This is a genomic window from Brevibacillus sp. IT-7CA2, from assembly GCF_949767855.1.
Taxonomy (GTDB): Bacteria; Bacillota; Bacilli; order Brevibacillales; family Brevibacillaceae; genus Brevibacillus.
Window position 1 is genome coordinate 20,679 of record NZ_CATKQT010000003.1, and the last position, 26,590, is coordinate 47,268.

The 26,590-nt window shown below is 47.1% G+C and carries 26 protein-coding genes and 1 riboswitch; of the genes, 23 read left to right on the forward strand and 3 right to left on the reverse strand.

All coding sequences use genetic code 11. The features are described from left to right. The first annotated feature begins 5 nt into the window (after positions 1-5). From ACM6JA_RS01970 to ACM6JA_RS02040, 15 genes are all read left to right on the forward strand, one after another. Positions 6-896 carry an NAD(P)-dependent oxidoreductase gene (locus ACM6JA_RS01970; RefSeq protein WP_414850941.1) on the forward strand — a complete coding sequence of 297 codons (891 nt, stop codon included), beginning with the start codon at positions 6-8 and terminating at the stop codon, positions 894-896. 408 nt (positions 897-1,304) lie between these two features. Continuing rightward, on the forward strand, positions 1,305-1,409 hold the full coding sequence (locus ACM6JA_RS01975) for a class III lanthipeptide (RefSeq protein WP_205669457.1): 105 nt from the start codon (positions 1,305-1,307) through the stop codon (positions 1,407-1,409). 141 nt (positions 1,410-1,550) lie between these two features. Then, positions 1,551-4,172: a class III lanthionine synthetase LanKC gene (gene lanKC, locus ACM6JA_RS01980; protein WP_414850942.1), complete on the forward strand. Its 2,622-nt coding sequence runs from the start codon at positions 1,551-1,553 to the stop codon at positions 4,170-4,172. Positions 4,173-4,325: 153 nt separating this feature from the next. Next, a complete protein-coding gene (locus ACM6JA_RS01985) occupies positions 4,326-4,634 on the forward strand; it encodes a thioredoxin family protein (RefSeq protein ID WP_414850943.1) in 309 nt (102 codons plus the stop codon). Positions 4,635-4,698: 64 nt separating this feature from the next. After that, positions 4,699-5,982: a LysM peptidoglycan-binding domain-containing protein gene (locus tag ACM6JA_RS01990; protein ID WP_414850944.1), complete on the forward strand. Its 1,284-nt coding sequence runs from the start codon at positions 4,699-4,701 to the stop codon at positions 5,980-5,982. A gap of 96 nt (positions 5,983-6,078) precedes the next feature. Beyond that, a complete protein-coding gene (locus ACM6JA_RS01995; protein ID WP_041749457.1) occupies positions 6,079-6,306 on the forward strand; it encodes a hypothetical protein in 228 nt (75 codons plus the stop codon). A gap of 81 nt (positions 6,307-6,387) precedes the next feature. After that, a complete protein-coding gene (locus tag ACM6JA_RS02000) occupies positions 6,388-7,599 on the forward strand; it encodes an alanyl-tRNA editing protein (protein ID WP_414850945.1) in 1,212 nt (403 codons plus the stop codon). A 33-nt stretch (positions 7,600-7,632) separates the two neighbouring features. Next, positions 7,633-8,016 (forward strand): kinase-associated lipoprotein B, encoded by a 384-nt coding sequence (locus ACM6JA_RS02005; RefSeq protein WP_414850946.1) that lies wholly within the window; start codon positions 7,633-7,635, stop codon positions 8,014-8,016. Positions 8,017-8,057: 41 nt separating this feature from the next. Further along, a riboswitch (TPP riboswitch) is annotated at positions 8,058-8,168 on the forward strand. Positions 8,169-8,368: 200 nt separating this feature from the next. Beyond that, positions 8,369-8,572: a sulfur carrier protein ThiS gene (gene thiS / locus ACM6JA_RS02010; protein WP_007729348.1), complete on the forward strand. Its 204-nt coding sequence runs from the start codon at positions 8,369-8,371 to the stop codon at positions 8,570-8,572. Between the two features lie 5 nt (positions 8,573-8,577). Next, positions 8,578-9,351 (forward strand): thiazole synthase, encoded by a 774-nt coding sequence (locus ACM6JA_RS02015; protein ID WP_414851038.1) that lies wholly within the window; start codon positions 8,578-8,580, stop codon positions 9,349-9,351. After that, the gene (locus ACM6JA_RS02020) at positions 9,344-10,639 is read left to right on the forward strand and encodes an acetylornithine deacetylase (RefSeq protein ID WP_414850947.1); all 1,296 of its coding nucleotides are present in this window, start codon (positions 9,344-9,346) and stop codon (positions 10,637-10,639) included. Before ACM6JA_RS02015 ends, ACM6JA_RS02020 begins: the two co-directional genes overlap by 8 nt. A 7-nt stretch (positions 10,640-10,646) precedes the next feature. Next, positions 10,647-11,327, forward strand: coding sequence for a thiaminase II (tenA, locus tag ACM6JA_RS02025; protein WP_007729343.1), 681 nt, complete (start codon positions 10,647-10,649; stop codon positions 11,325-11,327). Beyond that, positions 11,312-12,094: an ABC transporter ATP-binding protein gene (locus tag ACM6JA_RS02030; RefSeq protein ID WP_414850948.1), complete on the forward strand. Its 783-nt coding sequence runs from the start codon at positions 11,312-11,314 to the stop codon at positions 12,092-12,094. The genes tenA and ACM6JA_RS02030 overlap by 16 nt, the downstream gene beginning before the upstream one ends. Continuing rightward, the gene (locus ACM6JA_RS02035; protein ID WP_414850949.1) at positions 12,094-12,852 is read left to right on the forward strand and encodes an ABC transporter permease; all 759 of its coding nucleotides are present in this window, start codon (positions 12,094-12,096) and stop codon (positions 12,850-12,852) included. The genes ACM6JA_RS02030 and ACM6JA_RS02035 overlap by 1 nt, the downstream gene beginning before the upstream one ends. Beyond that, positions 12,849-13,880 (forward strand): ABC transporter substrate-binding protein, encoded by a 1,032-nt coding sequence (locus ACM6JA_RS02040; RefSeq protein WP_414850950.1) that lies wholly within the window; start codon positions 12,849-12,851, stop codon positions 13,878-13,880. Before ACM6JA_RS02035 ends, ACM6JA_RS02040 begins: the two co-directional genes overlap by 4 nt. Positions 13,881-13,969: 89 nt before the next feature. Here ACM6JA_RS02040 and ACM6JA_RS02045 read toward each other — a convergent pair whose 3' ends face one another. Both ACM6JA_RS02045 and ACM6JA_RS02050 read right to left on the reverse strand, forming a co-directional pair. After that, on the reverse strand, positions 13,970-15,352 hold the full coding sequence (locus ACM6JA_RS02045) for a sensor histidine kinase (RefSeq protein ID WP_414850951.1): 1,383 nt from the start codon (positions 15,350-15,352) through the stop codon (positions 13,970-13,972). Next, entirely contained in the window at positions 15,353-16,066 is a 714-nt protein-coding gene (locus ACM6JA_RS02050) for a response regulator transcription factor (RefSeq protein ID WP_414850952.1), read from the reverse strand. 151 nt (positions 16,067-16,217) lie between these two features. On the opposite strand from ACM6JA_RS02050, the gene ACM6JA_RS02055 reads away from it, so the two are divergent. From ACM6JA_RS02055 to ACM6JA_RS02065, 3 genes are read left to right on the forward strand one after another with little or no spacing between them, the layout of a single operon-like run. Further along, positions 16,218-17,129: an ABC transporter ATP-binding protein gene (locus ACM6JA_RS02055; protein WP_414850953.1), complete on the forward strand. Its 912-nt coding sequence runs from the start codon at positions 16,218-16,220 to the stop codon at positions 17,127-17,129. Continuing rightward, positions 17,129-17,878 (forward strand): ABC transporter permease, encoded by a 750-nt coding sequence (locus tag ACM6JA_RS02060; RefSeq protein WP_414850954.1) that lies wholly within the window; start codon positions 17,129-17,131, stop codon positions 17,876-17,878. The genes ACM6JA_RS02055 and ACM6JA_RS02060 overlap by 1 nt, the downstream gene beginning before the upstream one ends. A gap of 12 nt (positions 17,879-17,890) precedes the next feature. Continuing rightward, on the forward strand, positions 17,891-18,622 hold the full coding sequence (locus ACM6JA_RS02065) for an ABC transporter permease (protein WP_414850955.1): 732 nt from the start codon (positions 17,891-17,893) through the stop codon (positions 18,620-18,622). Positions 18,623-18,884: 262 nt separating this feature from the next. Here ACM6JA_RS02065 and ACM6JA_RS02070 read toward each other — a convergent pair whose 3' ends face one another. Then, positions 18,885-19,427: a hypothetical protein gene (locus ACM6JA_RS02070; RefSeq protein ID WP_414850956.1), complete on the reverse strand. Its 543-nt coding sequence runs from the start codon at positions 19,425-19,427 to the stop codon at positions 18,885-18,887. A gap of 179 nt (positions 19,428-19,606) precedes the next feature. Between ACM6JA_RS02070 and dacB the strand changes: the two genes are divergently transcribed. The 5 genes from dacB to brnQ all read left to right on the forward strand — a co-directional run bounded on the left by dacB (position 19,607) and on the right by brnQ (position 26,474). Continuing rightward, positions 19,607-22,501 (forward strand): D-alanyl-D-alanine carboxypeptidase/D-alanyl-D-alanine-endopeptidase, encoded by a 2,895-nt coding sequence (gene dacB / locus ACM6JA_RS02075; RefSeq protein ID WP_414850957.1) that lies wholly within the window; start codon positions 19,607-19,609, stop codon positions 22,499-22,501. 168 nt (positions 22,502-22,669) lie between these two features. Beyond that, the gene (locus ACM6JA_RS02080) at positions 22,670-23,734 is read left to right on the forward strand and encodes an Ldh family oxidoreductase (RefSeq protein ID WP_414850958.1); all 1,065 of its coding nucleotides are present in this window, start codon (positions 22,670-22,672) and stop codon (positions 23,732-23,734) included. A gap of 83 nt (positions 23,735-23,817) precedes the next feature. Beyond that, a complete protein-coding gene (gene panD, locus ACM6JA_RS02085) occupies positions 23,818-24,210 on the forward strand; it encodes an aspartate 1-decarboxylase (protein WP_414850959.1) in 393 nt (130 codons plus the stop codon). A gap of 38 nt (positions 24,211-24,248) precedes the next feature. Continuing rightward, complete coding sequence (locus ACM6JA_RS02090) at positions 24,249-24,938, forward strand: YheC/YheD family protein (protein ID WP_414850960.1); 690 nt, start codon at positions 24,249-24,251, stop codon at positions 24,936-24,938. Between the two features lie 192 nt (positions 24,939-25,130). After that, the gene (gene brnQ, locus ACM6JA_RS02095) at positions 25,131-26,474 is read left to right on the forward strand and encodes a branched-chain amino acid transport system II carrier protein (RefSeq protein WP_414850961.1); all 1,344 of its coding nucleotides are present in this window, start codon (positions 25,131-25,133) and stop codon (positions 26,472-26,474) included. Positions 26,475-26,590: the final 116 nt, after the last annotated feature.

Below are 26,590 nucleotides of genomic sequence, written 5' to 3' on the forward strand. Positions count from 1 at the left end.
CGAAGATGGAAGCGATTGGAGTTATCGGCATTGGTGCAATGGGTAAAGGAATGGTCTGCAATCTATTGCAAAAAGGCTACCACGTGTATGCCTATGATCCAAGTCCGGCAGCAAAAGCCTGGGCGAAGGAAAAAGGAGCGATAGTCGTCGAGTCTCCACAGGCAGTGGGTAGCGTAGCACGTGTCGTTTTCACTTCGCTTCCAGGTCCTGCGATTGTTGAGGAAGTCATGCTGGGTACGGACGGACTTTTCTTATCATTAGGGGCTGGCAGTTTCGTATTTGATACAAGTACGATCGATCCTGCTACAGCAAAACGTCTGAATCAGCACGGCGTAGAAAAAGGGATCTACTACTACGATTGTCCGGTGAGTGGAGGACCTGCGGGTTCTGTGGCCGGAACGTTGACCATTATGGTCGGCGGAGATGAGACAAAGCTTCCAGAAATCATGGACTATCTCAGGGCAATTGGAAAGGAAATTTTTTATCTGGGGGAATCTGGCTCTGCACAAGTGGCGAAGCTTTGCCACAACTCTGTCGTTGCCGTCATCACAGCAGCGTTGGGCGAGGCGTTCAGTGTCGGTGCAAAAGCAGGTGTCGATCCACACAAGCTGGCAGCCGTCATGGACAAAGGCTCTGCCCACAATCGTGTGCTCTCCGTTTTTGGGCCTAACATCTTGTACGGTACGTATGAAAATACGGTCTTTTCATTGGATCATATGCACAAAGATTTGCAGCTCTATGCGCAAACCGCACGTGAACAACAAGTGCCTGTTCTCGTTGGTGGTACGGTTGCGCAAATGTATGAGGCAGCAAAAGCACAAGGCAAGGGTAGCTGGGATTCGAGTGCCGTTTGTACCGTGACGGAGGAGTTGGCTCATACAACGATTGCGCGTTAAGAGTTGAATCTGAAAGAGAAAGTAGACTACAGCAACTATTGCTTGTAGTCTACTTTTTTTCTTCGTAGGCTTCTCTTCCCCAAATAAAAGATGAAAAACTCAGTAGAGGTGGCTCTCCAAGAATCTTCAGTAGCCGAATGACAGCTATTGTGGGGCAAGTGGCGCTGGAAAGCCCTTATATAGGTACCATCAGCTATTTGAGAAATTTACTGAATCTATCGCAAGTTCTGAATTTATTTGACAATAATATCCACTTATTGTTAAAATATGTAATATGGATTCGATTTAAAGGTGGTTAGAATTTTAGTTTGCGATGAAGACCGGAGCATTAATATAGTACAAGCTTTATAGATTTGAAAAATAATAGTCACGACATTTCATCTAAATTTTGGAAGGAGGTGAATGATAATGAATCAAGTACTGAATTTACAAAAACTTCCTCAAAACGAGGCAAGTGAAGTAGCTGCTAGGTGGTCATTGTATAGTAACATTTGCCCTTGGCCATGGGGGTAATGGTTGTAAAGTGCTTCTTCAGAGAAGACCTAGTTGAAGGGTAACTTCAACTAGGTCCTTTTGAATGAGACGAATACATAAGATGTAGCTTACAAATTATTGGGAGAGGTACATAAATCATTTATGAGAGGAGAGTATATCATGAAGGCAAACATGGTTTATTATGATTATTTAAATGAAAACTCGAAATATTTCACTCCTAACAAATCAATCGTTACTGAGAGAGAATTTAATGTGACAAATTTATCAGATGATTGTGTAGTTAGCAGGGAAGAAAATTCTGTATGGAAAATGTACAAGTTTAAAGAACGATCCTTGCAAGCTCAAGGTTGGAAAATCCATATTAGTGCAACACTTGATAATGCAGAACAGATTTTACAGAAGGTCAGTCATATATTGGTTGAACGTAAAGTCCATTTCAAACATCTTGCAAGCGAATGGGATTATTTTACTACAAACTCAAAGATCGCAAATAGAGCAAGTTCGGGAAAGTTTATTGCGATCTATCCTCCTAGTGATGATGATTTTTTAAATTTATTAGATCTACTATATACCACCCTTCATTCTTTTGAGAGTGGTCCATACATTCTGAGTGACAAGTGTTGGAAAAACAGCAATGTTTACTATAGGTATGGTGGATTTGCAATGATATTCAACGAACAAGGCGAATTGTGCATGAAAGATGAGAATGATGAATTGCTTGTAGACGAAAGAGTTCCTTACTATCAAGTACCTTCTTTTGTTAAAGAATTTGATCAGTATTTAGATTCTTTAAATACCACATCTATTGAGGATGAAGTAGAAAATAATAAATTTGAAGAATACGAATTTCAAAGTGCACTTCGCTTTACGAATGGTGGAGGAATCTATGTGACAGAAAGGAAGAAAGATAAAAAGAAAGTCATTATTAAAGAAGCAAGGCCAAAATCAGGTTTGGATGGTCAAAAAGTTGATGCATTAGAAAGACAAAAAATCGAACTTGATGCTTTATCAAAGCTATCGAAAGTAGATGGAATTGTAAATATACTAGATTACTTTACACATTGGAAACATAGTTTTCTTGTGGAAGAGTATGTGGATGGAATTGATTTAGATTCCTGGATTGTAGCGAACTACCCTTTTATAAATAATGGTGATATCAAAGTCTACAAAGACAATATACATAATATTCTTACTAAACTAGTGTCTATTGTTGAAGAAATGCATAAAAATGGTGTAGGAATGGGAGATTTACAACCAGTAAATATCATCATATCCCAAGATTTAAACGTGACTCTGATTGACTTTGAAACAGCACGACCTAAGGATTTTGAAGGAAAGCCTGCACTGCAAACATACGGATTCTCTCATCCACGGAATAAAAATAACGGAGAGAGGGATTGGTATGCAATAAAGAAAATCCTTCGACATTGCTTATTGCCAATTGGACCAATCGAGGATATTGATTCTGATATGTATGATTATCAAGATCAATGGATTGAAAAAGTTTATGGAGAGGATTTTCTACTATTTGTAAAAATGATAAGGGAAAAATGTGATCAGCATTTATCATTTAGAGAAGAAGAGAATAGGTCGCATGCCATAAATAAAAATGCGATGAAAAAGGATATTTCCTCCATTATAGAAGGTCTCAGAAATGGTATTGAGAAAAATTTTGTTCCTAGCGAAAAATTAATTCATGGTGATGTCAGGCAATATGAAAGCAAAGCTGGGAAATACAATGTACAAAATGGAGGCACTGGAGCTGCGCTAGCATTTTTTAGATCTGGTACTGTGAGTAAGAATATAAACCATTGGATTGAAAATGAATTAATGAAAAACATCGATTCTATTGAACAAGGTGGATTATTAACAGGTAAAGCAGGCATAGGGACAACATTATATGAAATCGGTTATAAAAAAGAAGCAATGAACATCTTTGCAAACATGAATCTTAATTCGTCTGATATATCTTTAAGGTCAGGATTGTCAGGTATAGGTCTTGGGTTCGTTAGTCTTTATTTAGAAGAAAAAGATGAACGTGTTCTGGAAAAAGCAATATTTGTAGCTAGTATCATTGATACTTTTATGAGCGAGAAGAGAGAGTTAAAAGTTCAGGATTGGGCCGGGATTCCAATCGGTATAATGGATGGTTGGTCTGGAGTCTCGTTGTTTTACTCGGCTTTGTATGCAGTCACCAAAAAGGAAAATTATTACTTGAAGTCTATCGAATGCATTGATAAAGATTTAGTAAAAACAAAAGAAGACAAAAGCACATTGCAAACGATTGATGACTCCAATCGTTTATTACCTTACCTTTCAGGGGGATCGTTAGGTATAGGAATAGCAATCGTATACCTAAATCATGTTAGTGATAAAAAACGTTACCAAAGAGAATGGAGCTTAATTACTAATTTATATCGTGTTAGATGTAGCTTAAGCGGGGGGCTTTACGATGGCGCTGGAAGCTTTTTGATAATACCGCCTTTACTAGGAAAAAGCGATTCTGAGTACACAAACAAAAAAGATTGTGTAATAGAATTGTTACGATTATTTTTAATTCCTAAGGAAAATCATATTTTATTTCCAGGGCAGTTTTGTTATCGTTTGTCTGATGACTTTCAAACAGGGAGCTCTGGTATTATACTAGCTTTAGAGGGGATATTGAAAGATAACCCATTATATTGGCTTCCATTAATAAATATCGATGATTTTTATAAAAATACAAAATATAGCCACGATGTAGGATGTGTAAATGCCGCCCCAACTACAATAAAGCAATGAGGCGCAGAGGAATGGCTGGCTTTGTTCCATAATTGTATAAGGGTACCAAATGGACAGTGCTACCTTATGGTTGGTTGCTGTCGTTTTTTGTTTACAGAAAAAGGTTGTTTAGATCCTGCATCATGTCCAATGTGTAGAAAGGAGAGATACGACTTGCAAGAACTAACCTCAACACAACTGATCCAATACCTGCAAGAAAAGGAGTCGGTCGCTCTTTTTGTCTATACACCGATGTGCGGGACCTGCAAGCTCGCAGCACGTATGCTCGGCATCATGCAAGAAACATTGCCTACCGTTCCTCTGTATCAGATCAACATTAATACGGCGCCTGCATTGGCAGAACAATGGCAAGTGACCAGCGTACCCGCCTTGCTCATTTTTCACAGAAATGAATTGTTGGAACGCCATTATGCGATCCAGTCCGTTGGATTTTTATACGATGTACTGAAACCTCTGGCCTAGACATACACCTATTTCCTTCGCCATGAATATGACAAAGAGAGAAGAAATGCGAAGGAGGAGGCGTATGCAAATCCACGTGGTGGAAGAAGGACAAACCTTAGCGAGCATCGCTGAGACGTACGGCACGACGCCGGAAGCGATCAATAAGGCTAATGAATTGCCAGATCCCAATAAGCTGGCAACCGGACAGGCGATGGTGATCCCGATTGTAGGAAGCTACTATTGGGTCAAACAAGGAGATACGTTGTATACCATCGGTCAGCGAAATCAGATCAGCGCAGCAGAGCTTGCTCGCGTCAATGGGATTTCTCCCTATAAACCGCTACAAATCGGGCAAAAGCTTTACATCCCGCCTCGCCCTAGACGAGCGGCTGATTTCAATGCGTATGTGGAACCGCGCCGCACTGTCCCACCAGCGATGGAAGCGGATGTTCGAACGGCTGCCCCTCATCTTACGTATTTGGCACCGTTCAGCTTTCGCATCAAACGGGATGGAACCCTCCAACGACCAACGCTGAACCATTTTCCGGCGATCGCAAAAGAAAACCAAGTCCTACTTATGATGGTCCTGACGAATTTGGAAAAAGGTCAGTTCAGTACGGAATTGGGCGCACTCATCCTGAACGATCAAGAGCTCCAGAACAAATTGTTGGATAATATTCTCGCGACCGCCCGTGAGCTGGGAATGGGGGATATCCATTTTGATCTGGAAGCATTGCCCACAACAGGGGCAGAAGCGTACGCAAACTTCTTGCGAAAAGCAAGAGACCGTATACATGCAGCTGGGTTGATGATGTCTGTTGCACTCGCACCGAAGACGAGTGCCGAGCAAGCAGGCAAATGGTATTCCGCCCATGATTACAAGGCGATAGGAGCGCTTGCCGATTTTGTCGTGATCATGACGTATGAATGGGGCTATAGTGGTGGCCCTCCCATGGCGGTTTCTCCGATCGGACCGGTGCGGCGTGTCTTGCAGTACGCCATTACAGAAATACCAGCCGAGAAAATTTTGATGGGCCAAAATCTGTACGGATACGACTGGACCTTACCATACGAGCGAGGGACGACAGCGAAAGCTCTGAGTCCACAAGCGGCAATTGCTTTGGCTGCACAGCATAATGCAGTGATCCGGTATGACTATCGCGCGCAGGCTCCGTTTTTTACGTACACCGATGATCAAGGCAAGCAACATCAGGTGTGGTTTGAGGATGCGCGGTCGATCCAAGCTAAGTTCAATCTGGTTAAACAGCTTGGCTTGAGAGGCGTCAGCTACTGGAAACTCGGTTTGCCATTTCCGCAAAATTGGCTGTTGATCGAGGAGAACTTTCGCGTCCGTAAGCGTGCATAGTCATCTGGCGTACATTCCATCGTGGGTTGTACGCCTTTTTTTTGGATGAAAATTCGTGGTATGATGAAGATGACAGTAAGGAAAAGGGGAGAAATCATGGGAGAATGCAAATTGGATCACAGCCATGAGGACGTACTAAAAAAACTGGCAGAACAAGCTCCACATCTGTCGGAGTTGCGTGTGAGTCAATTCAAAAATCAATTGAATGGCGAACTCAGCCAAGAGCGTCTAAACGAGCTGTTTCATTTATTGAAAAAGTATGACCTGGCAAGCCCAGAGGAGCGCCAAGAGCGCGAGAAACAAATGGATCACTTGTTTGGCTAAGCTTGATACATACATTTCTCGTTTTGCCCCCTAGTGGGAGAATCAGGCTGGAACCATGGTTCCATGCAGTGAGGAGTAACGATGAACGACAGACTCTATTATCAGGATGCCTATACAAGAACGTTTTCGGCCCAGGTGACGAGAACTGGTGTTGAGCAAGATGGGACACCTTACGTGGTACTGAATCAAACGGCATTTTACCCTACTGGAGGCGGACAGCCTTCCGATCTGGGCGTATTGGAAGAGATTCGTGTGGTAGATGTGGAAGAGCTAGATGGCGAAATTCGTCACCGACTGGAAGCTCCCTTGTCCGAAAGCATAGTGGAAGTAACGGGTCACATCGATTGGGACCGCCGCTTCGATCATATGCAGCAGCATGCTGGTCAACACATTTTATCTGCGTCCTTCCTGGAAGTCGTGCAAGCGGAGACCGTTGCCTTTCACTTGGGCAAAGAACGTGTCACCATTGATGTACGACTGGATGAGTTGACAACAGATGTATGGGAGGAGGTAGAAAAGCGAGCGAATCAGATTGTACTGGAAAACCATCCCATCATTGCGCGGTTCGTTGATGACGAGGAGTTGGCAACGCTGCCCTTGAAAAAAAAGCCGACCGTTACTGAAAATATTCGCGTCGTGATGATACCTGATTTTGATTACAACCCATGCGGAGGCACACATCCAGCGCGTACGGGCGAAGTCGGGATGATCAAGATCTTGGGCTGGGAGCGACACCGCGGAAACATTCGTCTGGAATTCATCTGTGGCTGGCGAGCTTTGCGGGACTACAACCAAAAGCAGGCTGTCGTTCGTGATACGGCGAAGCTGCTCGCCACCAATGAAGGGGAACTGATCGCACAGACGGAACGCCTCCTTGCAGAACGCGACGCCTTGAAGGCAAAATTGGCAGAAGTGGATAAGCAGCTCGTAGAAGTGGAAGTCGATCAACAACTATCTGCTGCTAGCCAACTCGGTCATTCTCGCCTCATTATGCGTACCTTTACAGACAAAACCATTCAACAGCTTCAGCAGTTCGCACAGCTGGCTACTGCTGTGGCGCCAGATGCGATTTGCCTTTTGGCTGCTACTACCGAAGACAAAATGCAAGTCGTGTTTGCTCGTGGGCAAGAAGTCAACGTAGCCATCAATCAAGTGTTGAAAGAAACCTTGCCGGTCATAAACGGAAAAGGTGGGGGAAATCCTGCCATGGCACAGGGTGGCGGTCAGTCAGTAGTGGATGCGGAAGAAGTATTGCTGCATGCTCGCAAACTGCTGGAAGCCTTACTTATGTAGATGAACTCGATTCAATAAAAGGAGGAATCCGCGATGAACTGGAATCCGGGAGATATCGTTCGCGTTACACAGCGAACGGGTGAATATATTACAGAAGTATTGGAAATCCACGATTCGAAGCTGCTGGTAAAAGTGTTGGCAGTTACCAAATACCCCACCCAAGGCGATTTGCATTCTTCCTACGAAGTAGAGGTGCCGCTGTTTCACCAGCGTCCAGCACTCTCTTACATGGAAAAATTCATGACGCCTGTCCAAGGGGTCATTCGCTATAATGGCGCGATTCCAGACTATAAGGAATCTGTGCGTCAGGCGATGGAGAGAGAAATGGAAAAGCTTGCGAAAATGGCAGCTTGGGCAGAGCGTTGTCTTTTTGAGCTGGAAAAGATGCACAAGGAAGCCTTTACAAACACGAAATAGAGTGGTACTGTAGTACTCGAATGTACGACAATTGCATAGCTTTACTACCAAACGGGAGCCAAGCAACGTTGGCTGAGATTGTAACGAGTGTGTTACTGACCGTTGAACCTGACCTGGGTCATGCCAGCGGAGGAAGAGGTATTTGGAATCAGTATCACGTGTCGCATCCGAGCGGAACTATGCTTGTTTGCGTGCATGCATGATAAGATCTCACTCAACCATCCGAGGCGGATGGTTTTTTTATGCCATTCGTCCCGTGAGATGGGATGGGTATACGGCTTCTTCTGTTTGTCTGAATCGACTCAGGCAGGCGGGAGAAGCCGTTTTTTTTTCCAGTAGAAGGAGGTAATCAATGATTGTTCAGCTGAATGGGAAAAAAGTAGAGTTGGCGGAAGAGATCACGACAGTGCGGGCCTTGCTCGCTTCTTATTCCCTGCAAGAGAAGATTGTCGTCGTAGAGCGAAATGGTGAAATTATTGACCGCTCAGCGTACGAACAAACACCGATTGCAGACGGAGATCGCATAGAAATCGTTCATTTTGTCGGAGGAGGATGATCATGATGATGGATACATTGAAAATTGGACCTTACGAGTTTCGTTCCCGTTTGCTTCTCGGGACAGGTAAATTCGCTGACTTGGATACACAAGGGAAAGCAGTAGAGGTGTCGGAAGCAGAAATTTTGACATTTGCGATTCGTCGCTTGAATTTGGAAAATCCGCAAGAACCGAACTTTTTGGAACAACTCGATTTGAAAAAATTCACCCTGCTCCCAAATACAGCAGGTGCCTATACAGCAGAAGAAGCAGTGCGCATTGCCCGTTTGGCTAAAGCATCTGGCCTGTGTGACATGATCAAGGTCGAAGTCATTGGAGACCCGAAAACACTTCTCCCTGACCCGATTGGCACGCTCGAGGCTTCGAAAATCTTGGTGGAAGAAGGCTTTATCGTACTGACCTACACCAATGACGACCCGATTCTTGCTAGACGTCTGCAAGAGGTTGGCGTACATGCGGTTATGCCAGGTGCGTCACCAATTGGTTCCGGACAAGGGATTGTCAACGAAAACAACCTCCGCTTTATTATCGAGGATGCCAAAGTCCCGATAATTGTGGATGCAGGAATTGGCTCGCCAGCCGACTGCGCGAAAGCGATGGAGCTGGGTGCTGACGGTGTCTTGTTGAATACAGCAGTCGCCCTCGCTGACAATCCTGTCCTGATGGCAGAAGCGATGAGGCTCGGAGTAGAAGCAGGTCGCAAAGGCTTCCTGGCAGGCCGTATCGCGAAAAAGCGTTACGCGTCCGCAAGCAGCCCGATTGAAGGGATGATTGAGTAGCGTGGATCGACTGACAGAAGCGGTAGAATCGATTGCCAGCCGCAAAGAAGAGCTGTTCGCATTATTGGCAGAGCTCGTTTCTCATCCGACTGTAAGTCCTCCCGCGCGAAACAGCGATGCCGCACAAGGAGTAATCGCCAACAGACTGCAAGCGATGGGATTCGAGGTCGATCGCTGGGCGGTATATCCAGGAGACGACAATATCGTCGGTCGGTTATCAGGGAGTGCCTCTTCACAGGCAAACAGCTTGATTGTCAACGGGCATATCGATGTGGCTGAAGTCGGAGATGACACGGGGTGGACCTATCCACCTTTTGCTCTGACACATGGCAAGGATGGACGCCTGTACGGCCGTGGAGTTGCGGATATGAAAGGCGGACTCGCAGCGAGCTTGTTTGCGATCCAAATGCTACACGAACACGGAATCGAGCTCCAAGGTGATCTGCTCTTTCAATCCGTCATCGGAGAAGAAGCAGGTGAAGCGGGGACATTGGTCGCTATTGAGCGTGGCTATCAGGCTGACTACGCCGTTGTAGTGGATACGAGCAATCTCCAAATGCAAGGGCAGGGTGGGGTCATTACAGGCTGGATCACGATTGAGAGTCCGACGACGCTGCATGACGGAATGCGCGCACAGACGATTCATGCAGGCGGACGCGTCCGGGGGGCTTCTGCCATAGAAAAAATGATGAAGGTGATCACCGCACTACAGGAGCTGGAGCGGGACTGGGCTGTCATGAAGTCCTACCCCGGCTTTCCGGCAGGCAGCAATACGATCAATCCCGCAGTCATCGAGGGAGGTCGTCACGCTGCGTTCATCGCAGACCGTTGCGCTCTATGGATTACCGTTCATTTTTATCCGAACGAATCCCACGAAGAGATTATTCGAGAGATCGAGGACCACGTTGGGCGTGCAGCAGCAGCTGATCTTTGGCTGAGAGACAATCCTCCAACATTCCGCTGGGGTGGACGTTCGATGATTGAGGAACGCGGTGAAATCTTCCCTTCACTGGAGTTGGATACGAAACATCCGGGGTTGGCAACGCTGCAATCCGCATATGAAAGTCACATGCATCAAGCGCCTATCGTTAATATGTCGCCTACGGTGACCGATGCAGGCTGGTTTGCGCATGGAGGCATTCCGGCTGTACTATTCGGACCCGGTGAGTTAACGCATGCACATGCCGTTGATGAATCGATTGATCCTGACCAGCTCGTTCATTTTGCCCAAATCATGGCCCGATTTATGGCCACCTGGTGCAATACCCCAAAGGAAGCGAAGGAGTGAATATCGCATGACAACCTTTACTGAGCGTTTGAGAAAAAGTGTAGCCCCGATCTGGGAGCGTGTTCATCAACATCCATTCGTCACCGGACTTGGCGATGGCAGCCTGCCCGTTGGTGCATTCAAATATTATATGAAACAAGACTACATCTATCTGATTGATTACGCGAAAATGTTCGCGATTGCGAGTGTGAAGGCGTACGATCTGGAAACAAGCTCTCGCTTCGCTGCTTTGCAAGAATCGACGCTGAATACCGAGATGGAGCTGCATCGTCAGTATGCCGAGCGCTTTGGTATCTCTCGCGCGGAGCTGGAAGCGACAGAGCCTTCGTTTGTGATGCTTGGGTACACCAGTTACATGCTGCGTGTCGCTCATCAAGGGTCGTTGGCGGAATTGGTGAGTGCCCTACTCCCATGCACATGGAGTTATTGGGAGATCGGCAAGCGCTTGGCTCAAGTAGAAGGGGCGCTGGATCACGAACTGTACGGTGAATGGGTACGCATGTACAGCTCCGATGAGTTTGGGCAGCTGGCGATCTGGCTGATTGATATCATGAACCAATTGGCGGAAGGAAAGAGCGAGCAAGAGCTGGCCAAACTGGAAGAGTATTTTGTGAATACCTCCAAAATGGAGTACATGTTCTGGGACATGTCCTACAGAGAGGAAATGTGGCCGTGGGAGAACAACTAGCTTTCGCCGACGTCAGCTTTTCGTATGGCGACAAGCAGATTCTTGATCATTTTGATCTGCGTGTGGAAAAAGGGGAGTTTGTCAGCTTGATCGGTCCGAGCGGGATCGGGAAAAGCACCTTGTTTCAACTCATCGCAGGTCTTCTTGAGCCGGGACAAGGCGAAATCAGGCTCGGCAGTGTACCGGTAGCAAATCGTTTGGGGCAGGTCGGCTATATGCCCCAACGCGATTTGCTCATGCCATGGCGTACGATTGTCGAAAATGCAGCTTTGCCGCTCGAAATCAAAGGTATGACGAAAAAAGAAGCGCATGAGCGTGTCAGACAGCAATTGCCTAGGTACGGGCTTCAGGATTGGGCTGACAGCTATCCAGCTCAGCTTTCTGGTGGAATGCGTCAGCGAGTTTCCTTTTTGCGCGCGTTGTTTTCTGGTGCAGAGATGATGCTATTGGATGAGCCGTTTAGTGCATTGGATGGAATTACGAGAATGGACATGCAAGAGTGGCTGATGGAAAAGTGGCAGGAAACAGGCAGTACGATGCTGATGATTACACATGACATCGACGAAGCCATTTTACTTGCAGATCGTATTATTGTGCTTTCAGGTAGTCCGATCACTAAGCCGATCGAATTAACCGTTCCGGTAAGCAGACCACGAACGGTGAGCAGTCGCAACCAAGCTGGATTTTTGGCATTGCGTGAACAAATTTGGGAACTGCTTCGACAGGATCGCCAAGCAGCAATGAAGCCGTTGAGGAGAGAAGCATGATGGGGAGAGGCATTTGGTTTGGCATCTCCATCGCCATTTTTCTCTTGGCGTGGGAAGCTGGTTGTCGCTTCTTCGGAGTGCCGCCATTCATTTTACCGCCGCCTAGCGCTGTGGTCGTATCGTTGTGGGATTTACGTACCTCTTTAGTAGGCATACATCTTTGGGCGACGTTAAAGGAAGTGTTACTGGGGCTATCGATCTCGATTGTCTTTGGAATCTCCCTTGCATTTGCGATGATTCGCAGTCGGATGGTGGAGCGCTTGGTCTATCCGTATATCGTCATCTCCCAAACGATCCCCCTTATAGCATTATCACCCGTATTCATTTTGTGGTTCGGGTATGATTTATCTGGAAAAATCGCTGTTACGATTCTGTTTACTTTCTTTCCGATCGTCGTCAACACGTATGATGGACTTCGCTCAACAAACAAGGAAATGCTCCAGCTGTTAAAAACGATGGGGGCAACGAACGGACAAATTTTCACGAAGCTGCAACTCCCGTCGAGCTTACCCCATTTCTTCAGTGGTCTCAAAGTGGCAGCTACCTACAGTGTGGCTGGGGCGACGATTGGGGAATGGCTGGGAGCGAGCGAGGGACTCGGGTACTTTGGCAGACGGGCATCCGGCAATTTTCAGGCTCCCGCGTTGTTTGCTTCGGTCCTGTTGCTCTCGATTCTAGGCATGCTGCTGTTTTGGCTGGCTGGACGAGTCGAACGTCATTTTTCCCCGCATATGAAAATCAAAGGAGAACAACAATGAAACCTTTCAACAAATGGACGAAAGCATTTATGGCACTCACATTGGCAACAGGTCTTGCTGCTTGCGGCAATCAGGCGAGCACCGATGCTGGTCAGACGCAAGCCCCTGCTGATAAAGGAGCGGAGCCAACTGAGCTTAAGATTGCGCTCGATTGGTATCCGAATGCTGTACATTCCTTCTTGTATGTCGCAGAGGAGCAAGGCTATTTCAAAGACGAGAACCTCAAGGTGACCATGCAAATGCCTTCAGACAGCAATGATCCGTTGAAGATGGCGGCTGCGGGCAAAGTAGATCTGGCAATCAGTTATCAACCACAGCTCATCCAAGCTCGTGCCGAAGGAGTTCCTGTCGTATCTGTAGGTGCACTTGTTCGTCATCCGTTAAACGTGATCATGACGCGCCAAGACAGTGGAATCGATACTCCGCAGAAGTTGGCTGGAAAAAATATCGGTTATCCATCACTTCCACTTGATGAATCTATCGTACGTCAAGTTGTGAAGCATGGTGGTGGCGATGATTCCGGACTGACCTTCACGGATATCGGCTTTGACATCGTCCCAGCGTTGACGGCCAAAAAAGTCGATGCAGTGGTAGGTGGCTATATCAACCATGAGCAACCGATATTGGAGAAACACGGCGTTCCAGTCAATGTGTTCAAGCCTTTTGAGTTTGGTGTTCCAGACTACTATGAGCTCGTATTGGCGACAAGTGACGAGACTTTGGGCAAAAAGCAGAAAGCTGTGGAAGGTTTCCTGCGTGCGATTGGCAAGGGACAGGACTATGTGAAAAATAATAAGGAAAAGGCACTCGATTTGTTGCTTACCAAACAGGCTACGGATTTCCCGCTGGAAAAAGACATTGAGACCAAGAGCTTGGATATCCTCATTCCGTTGATGGATGCGGGAGAAAAGCCTTTTGGATACCAGACGGCCGAATCTTGGCAAACACTGATTGATTGGATGAAAAAAGAGAAGCTGATAACAACTGACATCAAAGCAGAAGATATCATGCGCGATCTCGTGAAGTAATCAGTAAAAAGCACCCCCTTTGCACGCTCTTGGGAGTCTACTCTCCATTAGCGAGACAGAGGAGGTGCTTTCTCTATGATGTCTTCCTTTTAGGAGCAGAGGGGGAAACAAAGTTCTGCTGTCATCCCTTTTCCTGTATCGCTTGTTAACAGCAGGTGTCCATGATGAGCGGCAGCAATACGTGCAACCATAGGCAAACCGAGACCATGACCATTGTGTAAGGGAGATTTTCTTTTTGACGAATAAGGCAATTCCACCAAGTCAGGCAGCATGCTTTGCTCAATGCCTTTTCCGTTGTCGGTGATAATCAGAAGAGCATTGCGCTGGTTGGGTGACAGGGTCGTTTGCACGTGGATGTGACAGCCTGATGGGTTATGCGCGATGCTGTTTTGGACCAGATTCGTGATGGCGCGGACAAGAAGTTTTTCATCGCCCATCACGAAGCATTGCTCAGTCGTGACATCCAGCTCGATGGTAAACGTCTCTGCCAAATCATTGTTCAAAAAGTCAGTGACAATTTGCCGCGCAAGTGTCGATAGCCGAATTGGTTTGGTGTGAATGGGCTGCATTTCGTATTCCAGCATGGAAACGAGATTCAAGTCGCTGACCAAAGACCGGAGCTTTTCCCCTTGCTTTCGAATAATGCTTGCTTTTTGCTGCTGCTCGTAAGGAACCGCGGCGCTCTCTTCCAATTCACTCGCATACCCGAGCACCATCGATAAAGGCGTGCGTATATCATGGGAAATTCCTGCGATCCAGTTCGAGCGTGCTTCGTCTCTGGCTTTTAGCAAAGCGTTTTTCTCTTGCAGAAGCGACGATGCATGATTAATGCTTTTAGCAATCCCGCTGAACATTCCCTTTGCCTCGACATGTGTATGCTGATCTTCTGACAGGGCGTGAATTCCGCTAATCAGTGGGCGGATTGCCCGAATGAGTCGAGAGCCGATGAATAGCGAGAGAAGAGCGGCGAGTAGGATATTTCCGAAAAGCAAAGCCAGTAATCGATACGGCAAATCGCTTATCCAACTGATCGGGAAATGAAACTGGTACTTGCTGAGACTGTCCTTCGGGTAGCCCACGACGACCAGCCCCATCTCATGCTCCCAAACAAAAACAGGATAGTCCTGTAAGTAATTTCGTGAGAACTGCGCCACTTCTGCCAGAGAATAGGTGCGGGGCAATTGGTCCGGTATGGCGTAGTCCCAGATGACCTTCCCATCGTTCGCGATCAACATGGCCCAAGCATGGCTTTTTTGCAACCATTCTTGTGCATTTGGTTCCAACGTATAGTGGGAACCGTTCTTGTGGAGACCTTCTGCGACAGCTTGTGTGACGTGAATGGGAGGAGATCCTTCGTTCATGCCTTTGAAAACAAATGTGCCGAGAATGATGTAATTGACGATGAGCAAAAAGACGGCGATCAGGATAGAAGCACCTGTATAACGACGTAAAATTCGTGCGGCTCCATCCATCTACAACTCTTCCTTTACAAGTAATTTGTATCCGAGTCCTCTTACCGTCAGCAAATATTCTGGGGTGGACGGACTTGGCTCTATCTTTTCGCGAATGCGCCGCATATGAACCATCAACGTGTTTTCATACCCGTAGTAATCGTCTCCCCATACGGATTGGCACAGGGCATCGCTCGTGACGATTCGTCCCCGATTTTCATAGAGTTTTCGCAAGAGTGCGTGTTCCTTGGCGGTCAAAGCGTACACGTGGTGATCTCTCGTCACGATTGCCGCCTCCAAATCGATTGTACTGTCACCAAGCTGGAAAACGGGCAGACGATCGATTTGGGGAGGAGCGTAAACGCGTCGTAAAATGACCAAGAGACGAAGAACGAGCTCGCGCGGCAAAAATGGCTTCACGATATAGTCGTCAGCGCCTAGGCCAAGTCCGAGCAATCGATCTTCATCTTCGCCTCTCGCTGACAGAAAAATGACAGGGATTTGCGAGAAACGACGGATCGAAGTCAAAAGTCCAAATCCATCTCCATCAGGCAGCATGACATCCAGGATCGCGACATCTGGCTTGTCCGAAGCGCATATCCCTAACGCCTCTTTACAACTACCTGCATGAAAAATACGAGAGAATCCTTCCTTACGCAAAAATCCATCGATCATATTTCTGATTTCAAGCTCATCTTCCACGATGAGCACTTTTTTCTGTTTCCACTCTTCCATATTGAATCACCCGTATTCATTATACTCGTACGATTTGTGTGTTCTACCCACTCGGAGTCGATTTAAGGTTGTTGTAAGATTCTTGTCAGCTTATCGACGGGTTGGGACTCTATGATTTCGTAGGAGAGACCAACAGATAGGAGCGAAAAAGATGAATACGGTGATTCGAACGGAAAACCTTTCAAAACGCTATGGAGGAGCCTATTCCGTCCAGAGGGTGAATCTTGCGGTAGGAGAAGGCGAGGTGTATGGCTTCCTCGGTCCAAATGGTGCAGGAAAATCGACGACTCTTAAAATGCTGCTAGGATTAGTCAAGCCGACTGAAGGGAGTGTGTCCATATTCGGGAAGGATTTTAGCAGGAACCGAATTGAGATTTTGAGTCAGACGGGTTCCTTGATCGAGGCTCCTTCCTATTACGGTCATCTTACCGGTCTGGAAAATATGCGCGTTATGCAGCGGTTGCGAGATGTCCCCAACAAACATGTAGAGAAGGCTTTACAAATCGTCCGTCTGGAAAAACAACAGAACAAAAAGGTAGATCAGTATTCTCTCGGGATGAAGCAGCGCTTGGGAATTGCCATGGCTTTGCTGCATTTTCCAAAGCTCGTCATCCTCGATGAACCGACAAACGGTCTGGACCCGGCAGGAATCGGTGAAATTCGGGAATTGATTCAATCGTTGCCACACCAGTATGGAATGACCGTCTTGCTTTCCAGCCATCTGCTCTCGGAAATCGAGCAAGTGGCCACATCCATCGGCATTATTCACGGGGGGAAACTGCTGTTCCAAGGGAGTATGGCGCAACTGCAAAGGAATAGTCAGCCTCATGTTTGGATGAAAACGCAGGACAATGAAAAAGCGAGAAAAGTTCTTCAAGATATGGAGTTTTCTCCAAGTCTCCAAGATGGCTACCTGGTCATGGAAGGCATGGGGGAGAGGGAGGTAGCGCAGACAAACCGGGCGCTAATTATGGCGGGCCTTGATGTTTATCGCATTGAAGAGCACAAAAAAAGCCTGGAGAGCATTTTCCTCTCCCTTACAGGCAAGGAGGGGAGCTTGTAATGAGGACGCTTTGGCTTGAGTTTTATAAAATTCGACATAAGCGCTTGTTTCTCATGCTTGTCATTCTTTTGAGCATCGAACTAGCATGGGGGTTTATGGCTGTCAGTATCTCCATGACAAAAAATCCGGATGCCGCAACATGGAGCGCCATTCTGGTCACGATTACAGCCATGAACGGATTGTTTTTGCCGATCGGTTCGGCTGTCATTGTTTCACGGATTTGTGATATGGAGCATAAAGGGCGTACATGGAAGCTGCTGATGGCTGCCTCTGTCAGCCGGAAAGCGGTTTATGCGGCAAAATTCGTCTCTGCGGCTGTTTTGATGGGGAGTGCCGTCATTCTACAGACATTGGCGATCGTTGCATTTGGCATTGGCTATGGTTTAGAAGAGCCAGTTTCTATTGGCATATTACTCCGCTTTGTAGCAGGGACTACGCTGACGAATCTCGTGGTGATTGCTCTGCAACAATGGATCTCTCTCGCCATCAAAAATCAGGCATTTAGCCTATGCCTCGGGATGATCGGGGGATTCATTGGCATGACAGCGAGCTTGTTTCCGCCACAAGTCGGACGCCTTTTCATCTGGTCGTACTATGTAGACTTTTCGCCCGTTACGTATCAGTACGCGAACGAAACCATGCTGTTTACTACACGCGAAGTCGGCGTTCATGTGCCGTTCATCGTCGTACTCATGGGCATCGCATTCTACCTTGCTGGGAGCATTCACGTATCCCGGCAAGACGTATAGGGAGGACCTTGTATGCTAATCAAATGTTTGGGAGCAGAATGGGTAAAACTGCGTCGTTCTCGTATATGGCTCGTTTTGCTTGTCCTTCCTGTATTCAGTACGCTGATCGGTTTCGCCAACTACCGGATGAACCAAGCGATCCTGCAAAATGGCTGGTACAGCCTGTGGACGCAGGTGAGCTTGTTCTACGGAGAATTTTTCTTGCCCATTCTCATCGCGATCTGCTGCTCGTTCGTGTGCCGACTGGAGCATGCAAACCGTAACTGGAACGTGATACTGACAGCGCCTGTATCGACTCCAACGATTTTTCTCGCGAAGCTGGTGGTGGTTGGCGTTCTCCTTTTTGTTGTGCAGCTTTTCTTCCTCGTGCTGTATATTTCCGCGGGTTTCATCGCTGGACTACACGCACATTTTTCGTTTCCACCTGAAGTGTTCGGATGGATCATGCGAGGCTGGCTGGCTTCGCACGCTATCATCGCCTTCCAACTGTGGCTTTCCACGCGGATACAGAGCTTTGCTGTACCAGTCGGAATTAGTGTTTGCACTGTTTTTGTAGGGTTGGGCTTGTATGTGTCTGGGCTGGGGATGTTTTTTCCTCTGTCGCTTTTAACGATTGGCATGGGTGTGCTCAGTCAAGAGAGTTTGTCGTTAGGTGAGCTGGGGACGTTTGTGGTCATGTGTGTATTGTTCGTGACGAGTGGCTGTGTACTTGGGATTCGTCGTCTTACGAGAGCAAGTTTTTAACAGTTTTCGCCACATTAACGGTTTCCCTTTCTTGTCAAACAACCTTATAATAGAAGGTGAATGCTTGAATGAGGAGAAGTTTCCATGGACGACAAACAAATAAACAAGACGAATAGCAAATGGGTGATCTGGGGGTTTATTCTCAGCGTACTCGCTTGTGCTGTGTCTATGGTGATTTTCATCTACGTGATGCGCAACTGACAGCACACGATGGCAACGTCAAAAAACCGCTCGTTTACTAGAGCGGTTTTTTGCTGTAGCGTTAGCGGGAAATCGCTGTTATTTTTCGGACGACTTCGTCTTGTGACAGCTGGTTCAGCTCCGTAAAGCCAAGATTGGACAGGGCAATCGTTTTTCCTTGATAGATCGGGTAAACGCCCTGCCACAGACCTGCTGTACTGTACAGCTGTGATCCTCTCACTTTTCGCAAAAACAATAAATAATTCCCTTCCGACAGCGGTCCAGGATATTGCAGGTTGAGCGGACTGGAGGCATCGGGGAGCGGCTCTACACCAGTGCTAACCACAGTTAATCGTCTGGACGACGTGCCTTTTATCGTTGTTTTTACTTGGAGGCTTTGTGTGTAATTCACGATCTTGCCTTGGGGAATGGCGCGTCCCGTTGGATAAAGCTGATGAGCACCGCTTACCGATGCGATGACGATCAAGTCTGACCTTTTTGCAAGCTCCGCAAGAGAAGGATACGGTGAGGGATCTACTTGTACACGCCCGATGTCAGTTTGGGCAAGTGCGGGGAATGAAAAAGCGAAGAGAAGGGACAAACTGAGCAGCAATCGATAGAACATGAAACCATTTCCTCCAAACAAAAGAAGTCTTGAAGGTAGTATGAACGGAATGGGTATCGTTCATGCCTGTAGAGTTTTAGTATAATGGTAATATTCCGAATAAATAGAATACGTGCTATCATGATGGCGTACTGTGATTTGTTGGTTGAAATCGCCCAGACTATGACAAGGAGGTTATCATGAATCATTTGTTTGCTTTTCGACGTGTCGGTACGTGGTTTTTTGTGTTGGCTCTCTTGTTGCAGGTAGCAGCTTCGCCTGCGCTAGCCAAGGAAGAGGTCACTTCTTCTAGTCCTCTTGCACTCAGCATAGAAAAATTCCTCGCCGATTTGAAAAACGATGAGAATAGCAAGGGGATTTACGCTGGAGTCGCGGTCTACGATCTAACCGACAAAAAGTACGTATATAAGCACAATGCCGAACGTAATTTTATCCCGGCTTCCAACATGAAGCTGTTTACGACAATAGCGGGTCTGGATAAGCTGGGGCCGGATTATCAGTGGAAGACTGAGGTATTTGTTTCAGGAAAGGTAAATAACGGTGGCATTTTGCAAGGAGATTTGATTTTAAAAGGCTATGGGGACCCTAGCCTGACCCCAGAGGATTTGCAGCAAATGGCAAAAGCCATCAAAGATTTGGGGATCAAACGAATCAATGGAAACCTGCTTCTCGATGACAGCTATTTCGATGAGACCAGATTGGGCACGAGCTGGATGTGGGATGACGAACCGTATGGGTACAGTGCTCAGGTAAGTGGATTAGCCGTAAATAAAAACTTTACGACGCTAACTGCAACCCCTGGTAAAACGGTGAATGATGCCCCTGTCCTGACCATGAATCCGGCTACCACATACATAACAGTCACAAACCAGTTGAAAACGACAGAGGGCAAGGAGAGCAACGTGCTCGTCGAGCGCCCGCGCGGAAAAAATGAAATCATCGTATCCGGTACGATCGGGATACAAGCAGCGCCTTATGATGAAGATGTCACGATGGAAGACCCGGCTTTTTATGTGGGCGATCTATGGAAGGATCAGTTGCTGAAACAAGGGATTGCCTTACATCCAAAGACAGAAATGAAAAAGACAGTGCTTCAAAGCGGAGTACCGCTTTATACCCACTTGTCCAAACCGTTGGCTGAGATCACGGTGGAGCTCAATAAGGATAGTGACAACTTCTATGCCGAGATGCTTGTAAAGACGCTGGGCGTTACCCAGAAAAGCGAGGGCAGCTTTGAGGCAGGCAGTGAAGCTGTGGCGGACGTGATGAAGCGCGCTGGCATTGAGTCAGGCTATCGCCAGGTAGATGGCTCGGGGTTATCGAGATTTAATATGATCACCCCAGAGCAGATGATCGAAACCCTCATCTTTTTGCAGGAGCAAGAATATCGAACGGAACTGGAAAAATCACTCCCAATCGCAGGAGTGGACGGCACCTTGAAAAACCGCATGAAAGGAACAAGTGCGGAAAAGAATTTGTTTGCGAAGACAGGTTCGTTAAGCGGTGTCAATACCATGTCGGGTTATGTAACGGCAAAAAATGGTCATAAGCTGGCCTTTTCGATTTTGATCAACGGCATCTATAAATCGAAGTATGCGAGGGAGCTACAGGATCGAATCGGAATTTTGTTAACAACCTACCCGGATATCGCAGTTCCGGAAGGATTCAGCCCTCCAGAGAAAAAGACGTACCCACTCTCTGCTTTGATCGATCCCGTCCTTGATACGCCAGAAGCAGCAGGTATAACGGCAGGAATCATGGTCAAATCGTTGGATTCATCAGGTGACCCTGTTTTATACGAACGGGATGCGGACGCATTGCTTACCCCAGCATCGAATCTGAAGCTGCTGACGACTGCCACAGCATTGAACCAGCTAGGTTCGGATTACGTATTCAAAACGGAAGTGTATGGAGACGCATCGATCACCTCTACGGGCGTACAACAAGGCAATCTGTATGTGAAAGGATACGGTGACCCTACTTTGCACACAGAGAATGCGCTACAAGTGCAGGAAGGTGTGTCGATTGAAAAAATAGCAGGGTGGCTCAAGCAACAAGGAATCACGCGTATCAACGGGAATCTCGTGATGGATGACAGCTACTTTGACCAACAACGGCTTGGCCTCGGCTGGGCATGGGATGACGAGAGCTACTATTACAACCCGACCATTGGGGCTCTAGCACTGAACCGTGGAACGGTCATGATCGAATTCAAGCCCGCTAACGATGCTGGCGAACCAGTGGAAATCAACGTGCGTCCCAAAACAGCTTATGTGCAAGTGATCAATGAAGCCAAGACCGTACAAAAAGAGGAAGAAAATACGTTTGCTATCCTGCGTGATCGTGGCACAAATACAATCAGACTGTCAGGAAACCTCCCGCTTGATCACGAAGGGGATTACGAGCGCGTACCCGTGGAAGAGCCAGCCAAGTACGTGGGGACCGTGCTGAAGGAAACGTTGGAGCAAGAAGGAATCGCGTTTGCTCCGAAAAGCGAAGTGTTGATCCAGCCAGTTCCTGCAACAGCAGTGAAATGGACACAATTTGAGTCACTGCCACTGAAGGAAATCGTTCAGTACCTCAACAAGCGAAGTGATAATTACTACGCCGAAATGCTTCTCAAGACACTCGGAGCTGCAAAGAAAGGGAAAGGAAGCGCAGCCGCTGGGGCAGAGGTCGTCCTGGAAACCGTATCTTCGCTCGGCGGGAATACCACCTTCGACATGATGGATGGATCAGGATTGACGCGCTACAATCTTATTTCTGCTCGGCAGATCGCATCCGTACTTGAGGGAATGACAAAGGAATCGACATTTGCCACTTATGATGAATCTTTACCCATAGCGGGAATCGATGGCACACTGAAAAACCGCTTGAAGGAAACGCCTGCCGCTAATAATCTTCATGCGAAAACAGGTTCGATGACGGGCGTGAACACACTGTCGGGCTATCTCACGACCAAAGGCGGGGAGAAGCTCATCGTATCGATTATGTTTAATGGTTATGTCGAGGATGAAGAGCTGTTTACCAAGATGCAGGACCAGATCATCACGATACTGGCTAGTTACGAATAGGAGTATCGCAAAAAAGGAGCCCCAATATCGGGAGCTCCTTTTTCTGTTGGTGTCGTCGACTGAACTGGGTCAATGCCTGTAGCGGTCAATCAGCGCGTGACATATCTATATTCAGATTAGGAAGCAGGCGAAGCACAGAACAGCGATGAAGGAGGGGAAAAAGAGAAGATGCACCCTGCACTCTTTCATTGGAAGCGTTTGGAGCAAGTCGTAACAGAAGTGCTTTTACAGGCAGGTGCAAGACGCGAGCATGCAAGGCTAGTCGCAGAATCTCTCGTCCATGCTGATTTGCGCGGCATAGAGTCCCATGGGCTGGCGAGGCTGCCGATTTACATCCAACGAATCGAAGCAGGCTTGATCGAATTGAAAGATGAGCCAGTGGTATGGAAACAGGAGGGAGCAACAGCACTGGTGGACGGCAAAAACCAGTTGGGTGCGGTAGTCGGGGTTGCGGCACTGGAGGAAGCGATCAATTTGTCACGGCAGATGGGAATCGGGGTAGTTGGTGTTCGTCATTCCAACCACTTTGGCTCCTGTTCGTACTATGCAGAACGAGCGATCGCAGAAGGAAGGATTCTTCTTGTCCTTTCCAATGCCCCCGAAGCAATGGCACCTACAGGAGGGATTCGCCCTTTTTTCGGCACGAATCCAATTGCGGTGGGAATACCAGCAGGGGAAGAACCATCCTTTTTGTTAGATATGGCTACGAGTGTCGCTGCTAGAGGAAAAATCGCCTTAGCCGTTAAAAAAGGGGAAACGATTCCTGCGGATTGGGCCATCGATCCGAATGGGAAGGAAACGACTGATCCCACACAAGCCTTGCTAGGCTCACTTTTGCCGATCGGAGGAGCAAAGGGTTATGGATTGGCGATGTTCATCGATATCTTGTGTGGGCTGCTAACGGGTGCAGCAACGGGACCACATGTAAAAAGCCTGTATGACAATTGGAACGATCCACAAAACGTTGGACATCTATTCTTGACGGTGGATATTGAACGATTTATGCCACTACGGGATTTTTGCACCAATATGGATGCATACATTCGTGAGGTGAAAAGTGTACCTACGAAAGAAGGAGTATCCGAAATTTTCATACCTGGCGAGATCGAAGGCCGAAAAAAGCAAGAACACATGGAAAACGGTATTCCATTCGATCCGAATCTGACGAAAGAACTAAGCCAATTATGCCGCACCTATGGAGTCGATTTGCAGGCTGCGTATCATATCCCCTAATCAGATTTCCTATCGCAGGAGGTTTCATGGACAATACATCGCACATAGACTAATGTCATCGGTTTGGAAAGGAGTGAACGGCTTTGCAACGACACATGTGTAAAGGCAAAATTCACAGGGCGACAGTTACGCAGGCCGAACTGGATTACGTGGGGAGTATCACAATTGACGTTGCTCTCATGGATGCGGCAGATATCAAGCCATATGAAATCGTGCAAATAACCAGTTTGCGTAATGCCACGCGCTGGAAAACATACGCGTTACCCGGAGTATCGCGAAGCGGAGTCATCTGTCTGAACGGTCCACCTGCCCACCTATTTTCGCCAGGAGATTTAGTCATCATTTTGAGTATGGGCATGTACGATGAATCCGAGATCGAACAGCTCGTTCCCAAGGTCGTGTTTGTGGACGAACAGAATCGTATCACGAAAATAGAGGAGCATCATCTGATAAAGAATGGAGAGACACTGCCATAAAACCGCCAAACGTAGGAAAATGGGGCAAGCATAAGCACATGGTCAAAGACGAACTTTTGCAGGAGTTTTTGCCCAAAACCCGCGTGTACTCTCCTGAAGAGCTATGGGAGTATGCAGATGCGTTTACACACGTGATGCTGAAGCCTTCGGGAGGCGGCGGTGGGGTAGGAATTATTCAAGTAACGGCGCGAGGAGAAGAGCAGTATTTGGTTCATAGTGGGAGTCGTCGTCGTCTTGTGGATGGGAAAGAGGCCACGATCCGATACGTGGAATCGTTGTTTCGACCAAAAACATACCTACTCCAGCCACGTATCCCACTCGGTAGAATCAACGGCAAGCCTTTTGATGTACGTGTCATGATCCAGCGAAGGAGCAACAAGGAGCCCTGGGTCATAACGGGGTGGTGTGCAAAGCTTGCAGGACCGGGCTATGTCGTGACAAATGTAGCTCGCAGCCGTGGAAAAGTTTTACCCGTCCGCACGGCAATCAAGCTGTCGAATATAGAAGCGGGACCGCATCTCTTGAGTGATATCCGCATGGTTGCTGCGGCGGTAGCTAATCGATTGGGAAGAGCCTATCCGACACTCCGGGAGATCGGTTTGGACCTAGGGATTGATGTGGATGGCAAACCGTGGATTATTGAAGCCAACTTCCGACCTGCTCTTTCTCTCTTTCAAAAGCTGGAGGATCAGTCCTTTTACAAACGAATTGTCTCCATGCGAAAATGATAAGAGGAAAACCACTTGTCGATGTTCAAAAGGTAAGATATGGGCAGGTGGTTTCCTCCGTTTTTTTACTTCTAAGTAAAGTAAGAAAAATGATAATGATCTTGCAATTACAACTATGGCGTTGCTACTAGCTAAGGGACGCAAAAGTTGATAGAATGCCTCTCAATAAGGTGGGAGGTAATATACACATCGATGATAACTTTGTCTAAGAAAGAAATGTTGCTGGTCAGTTTTATGCTGTTTTCGATGTTTTTTGGTGCAGGGAACCTTATTTTTCCACCCTATCTGGGTCAAGAGGCTGGTTCCTATGTTTGGCTGTCGATTGCGGGCTTTGTCTTATCGGCTGTCGGTCTTCCTATCCTTGGGGTGATTGCCATCGCAAAAGCAGGGAGCTTTTACCAATTGGCGAGTCGTGTTCATCCAAGCTTTGCTCTTATTTTTCCTATTTTGATTTATGTGTCGATTGGACCCGCACTTGCTATCCCGCGTGCAGGCAGTCTCGCGTACGAGATGGGAATGGCGCCGTTTTTGCCGGCACAAGCCGCTGATTCCACATGGAGTCTTTTCCTCTATACAATCGTATTTTTTGGTATTGTCTTTTGGTTTAGTCTGACTCCTTCCAAATTGATTGATCGCTTTGGAAAAATACTGACTCCGGCACTGCTGACCATGATTGCATTAATCTACATCAAGAGCTTATTTACACCACTGGGTCCAACAGGGGTACCAGCAGGAAAATATGCCACCAATCCAGTTGTGCAAGGTTTTCTGGACGGGTATTTAACCATGGATGCTTTGGCTGCACTCGTATTTGGTATCGTGATCGCTAATACGCTACGGAGCAAGGGAATCGAGGACAAAAAGCAACTGTCTGCGAATATGATCAAAGCAGGTCTCGGAGCAGGTATGTTGCTGACATTCATCTATGTCATTTTGGGATTGCTCGGTTCATCCGGAGCCTCTTTAGGTAGGCCTGAGAATGGAGGGCTGCTCCTGACGGCTATCATGAGGCAGCTATTTGGGACAAGCGGTACGCTGATTCTTGGTGTCATCTTTACCGTTGCCTGCCTCTGTGTATCGATTGGACTCGTAACTTCTTGCAGCCAATACTTTCATGGACGATTCAAAGGTTTGTCCTATAGAGGATGGGCAGTGATTCTCTGTGTCCTGAGCATGGGAGTCGCAAACTTGGGCCTATCGGAGATTTTGAGTGTATCAGTCCCAATCCTGGGCGCTATTTACCCAATTGCTATCGTGCTCATTTTGTTGGCGTTGCTAGAGCGCTGGATACCTGCGCATTCGTCTGTTTATATGACGACTGTCGCAGTTGTGACGGTTTTTGGTGTCGTGGATTTGATAAATCTTACGTTTTTTAATCAGAGCTGGAACGATATCTTGGGTGTTCTTCCTTTTTATAAGGAAGGGGCCGGTTGGATCATGCCAGCGTTATTTGCTGGTTTTGTCGGTGTTCTGCTCGATTTTCGGAAAAGGACAAACCGCACAGGAACAGGAACAACAACTTCCCCATCAAAATAAGGCAGCACGTAAGAGAGGGCTTCGTTTTTGCGAAGCTCTCTTGTTGTGGAAGAAGCATTTTGTAACTTTATTCGAGGTTCAATCGTATTAAAAGTGTTAAAGCCTAAAGCCTAAAG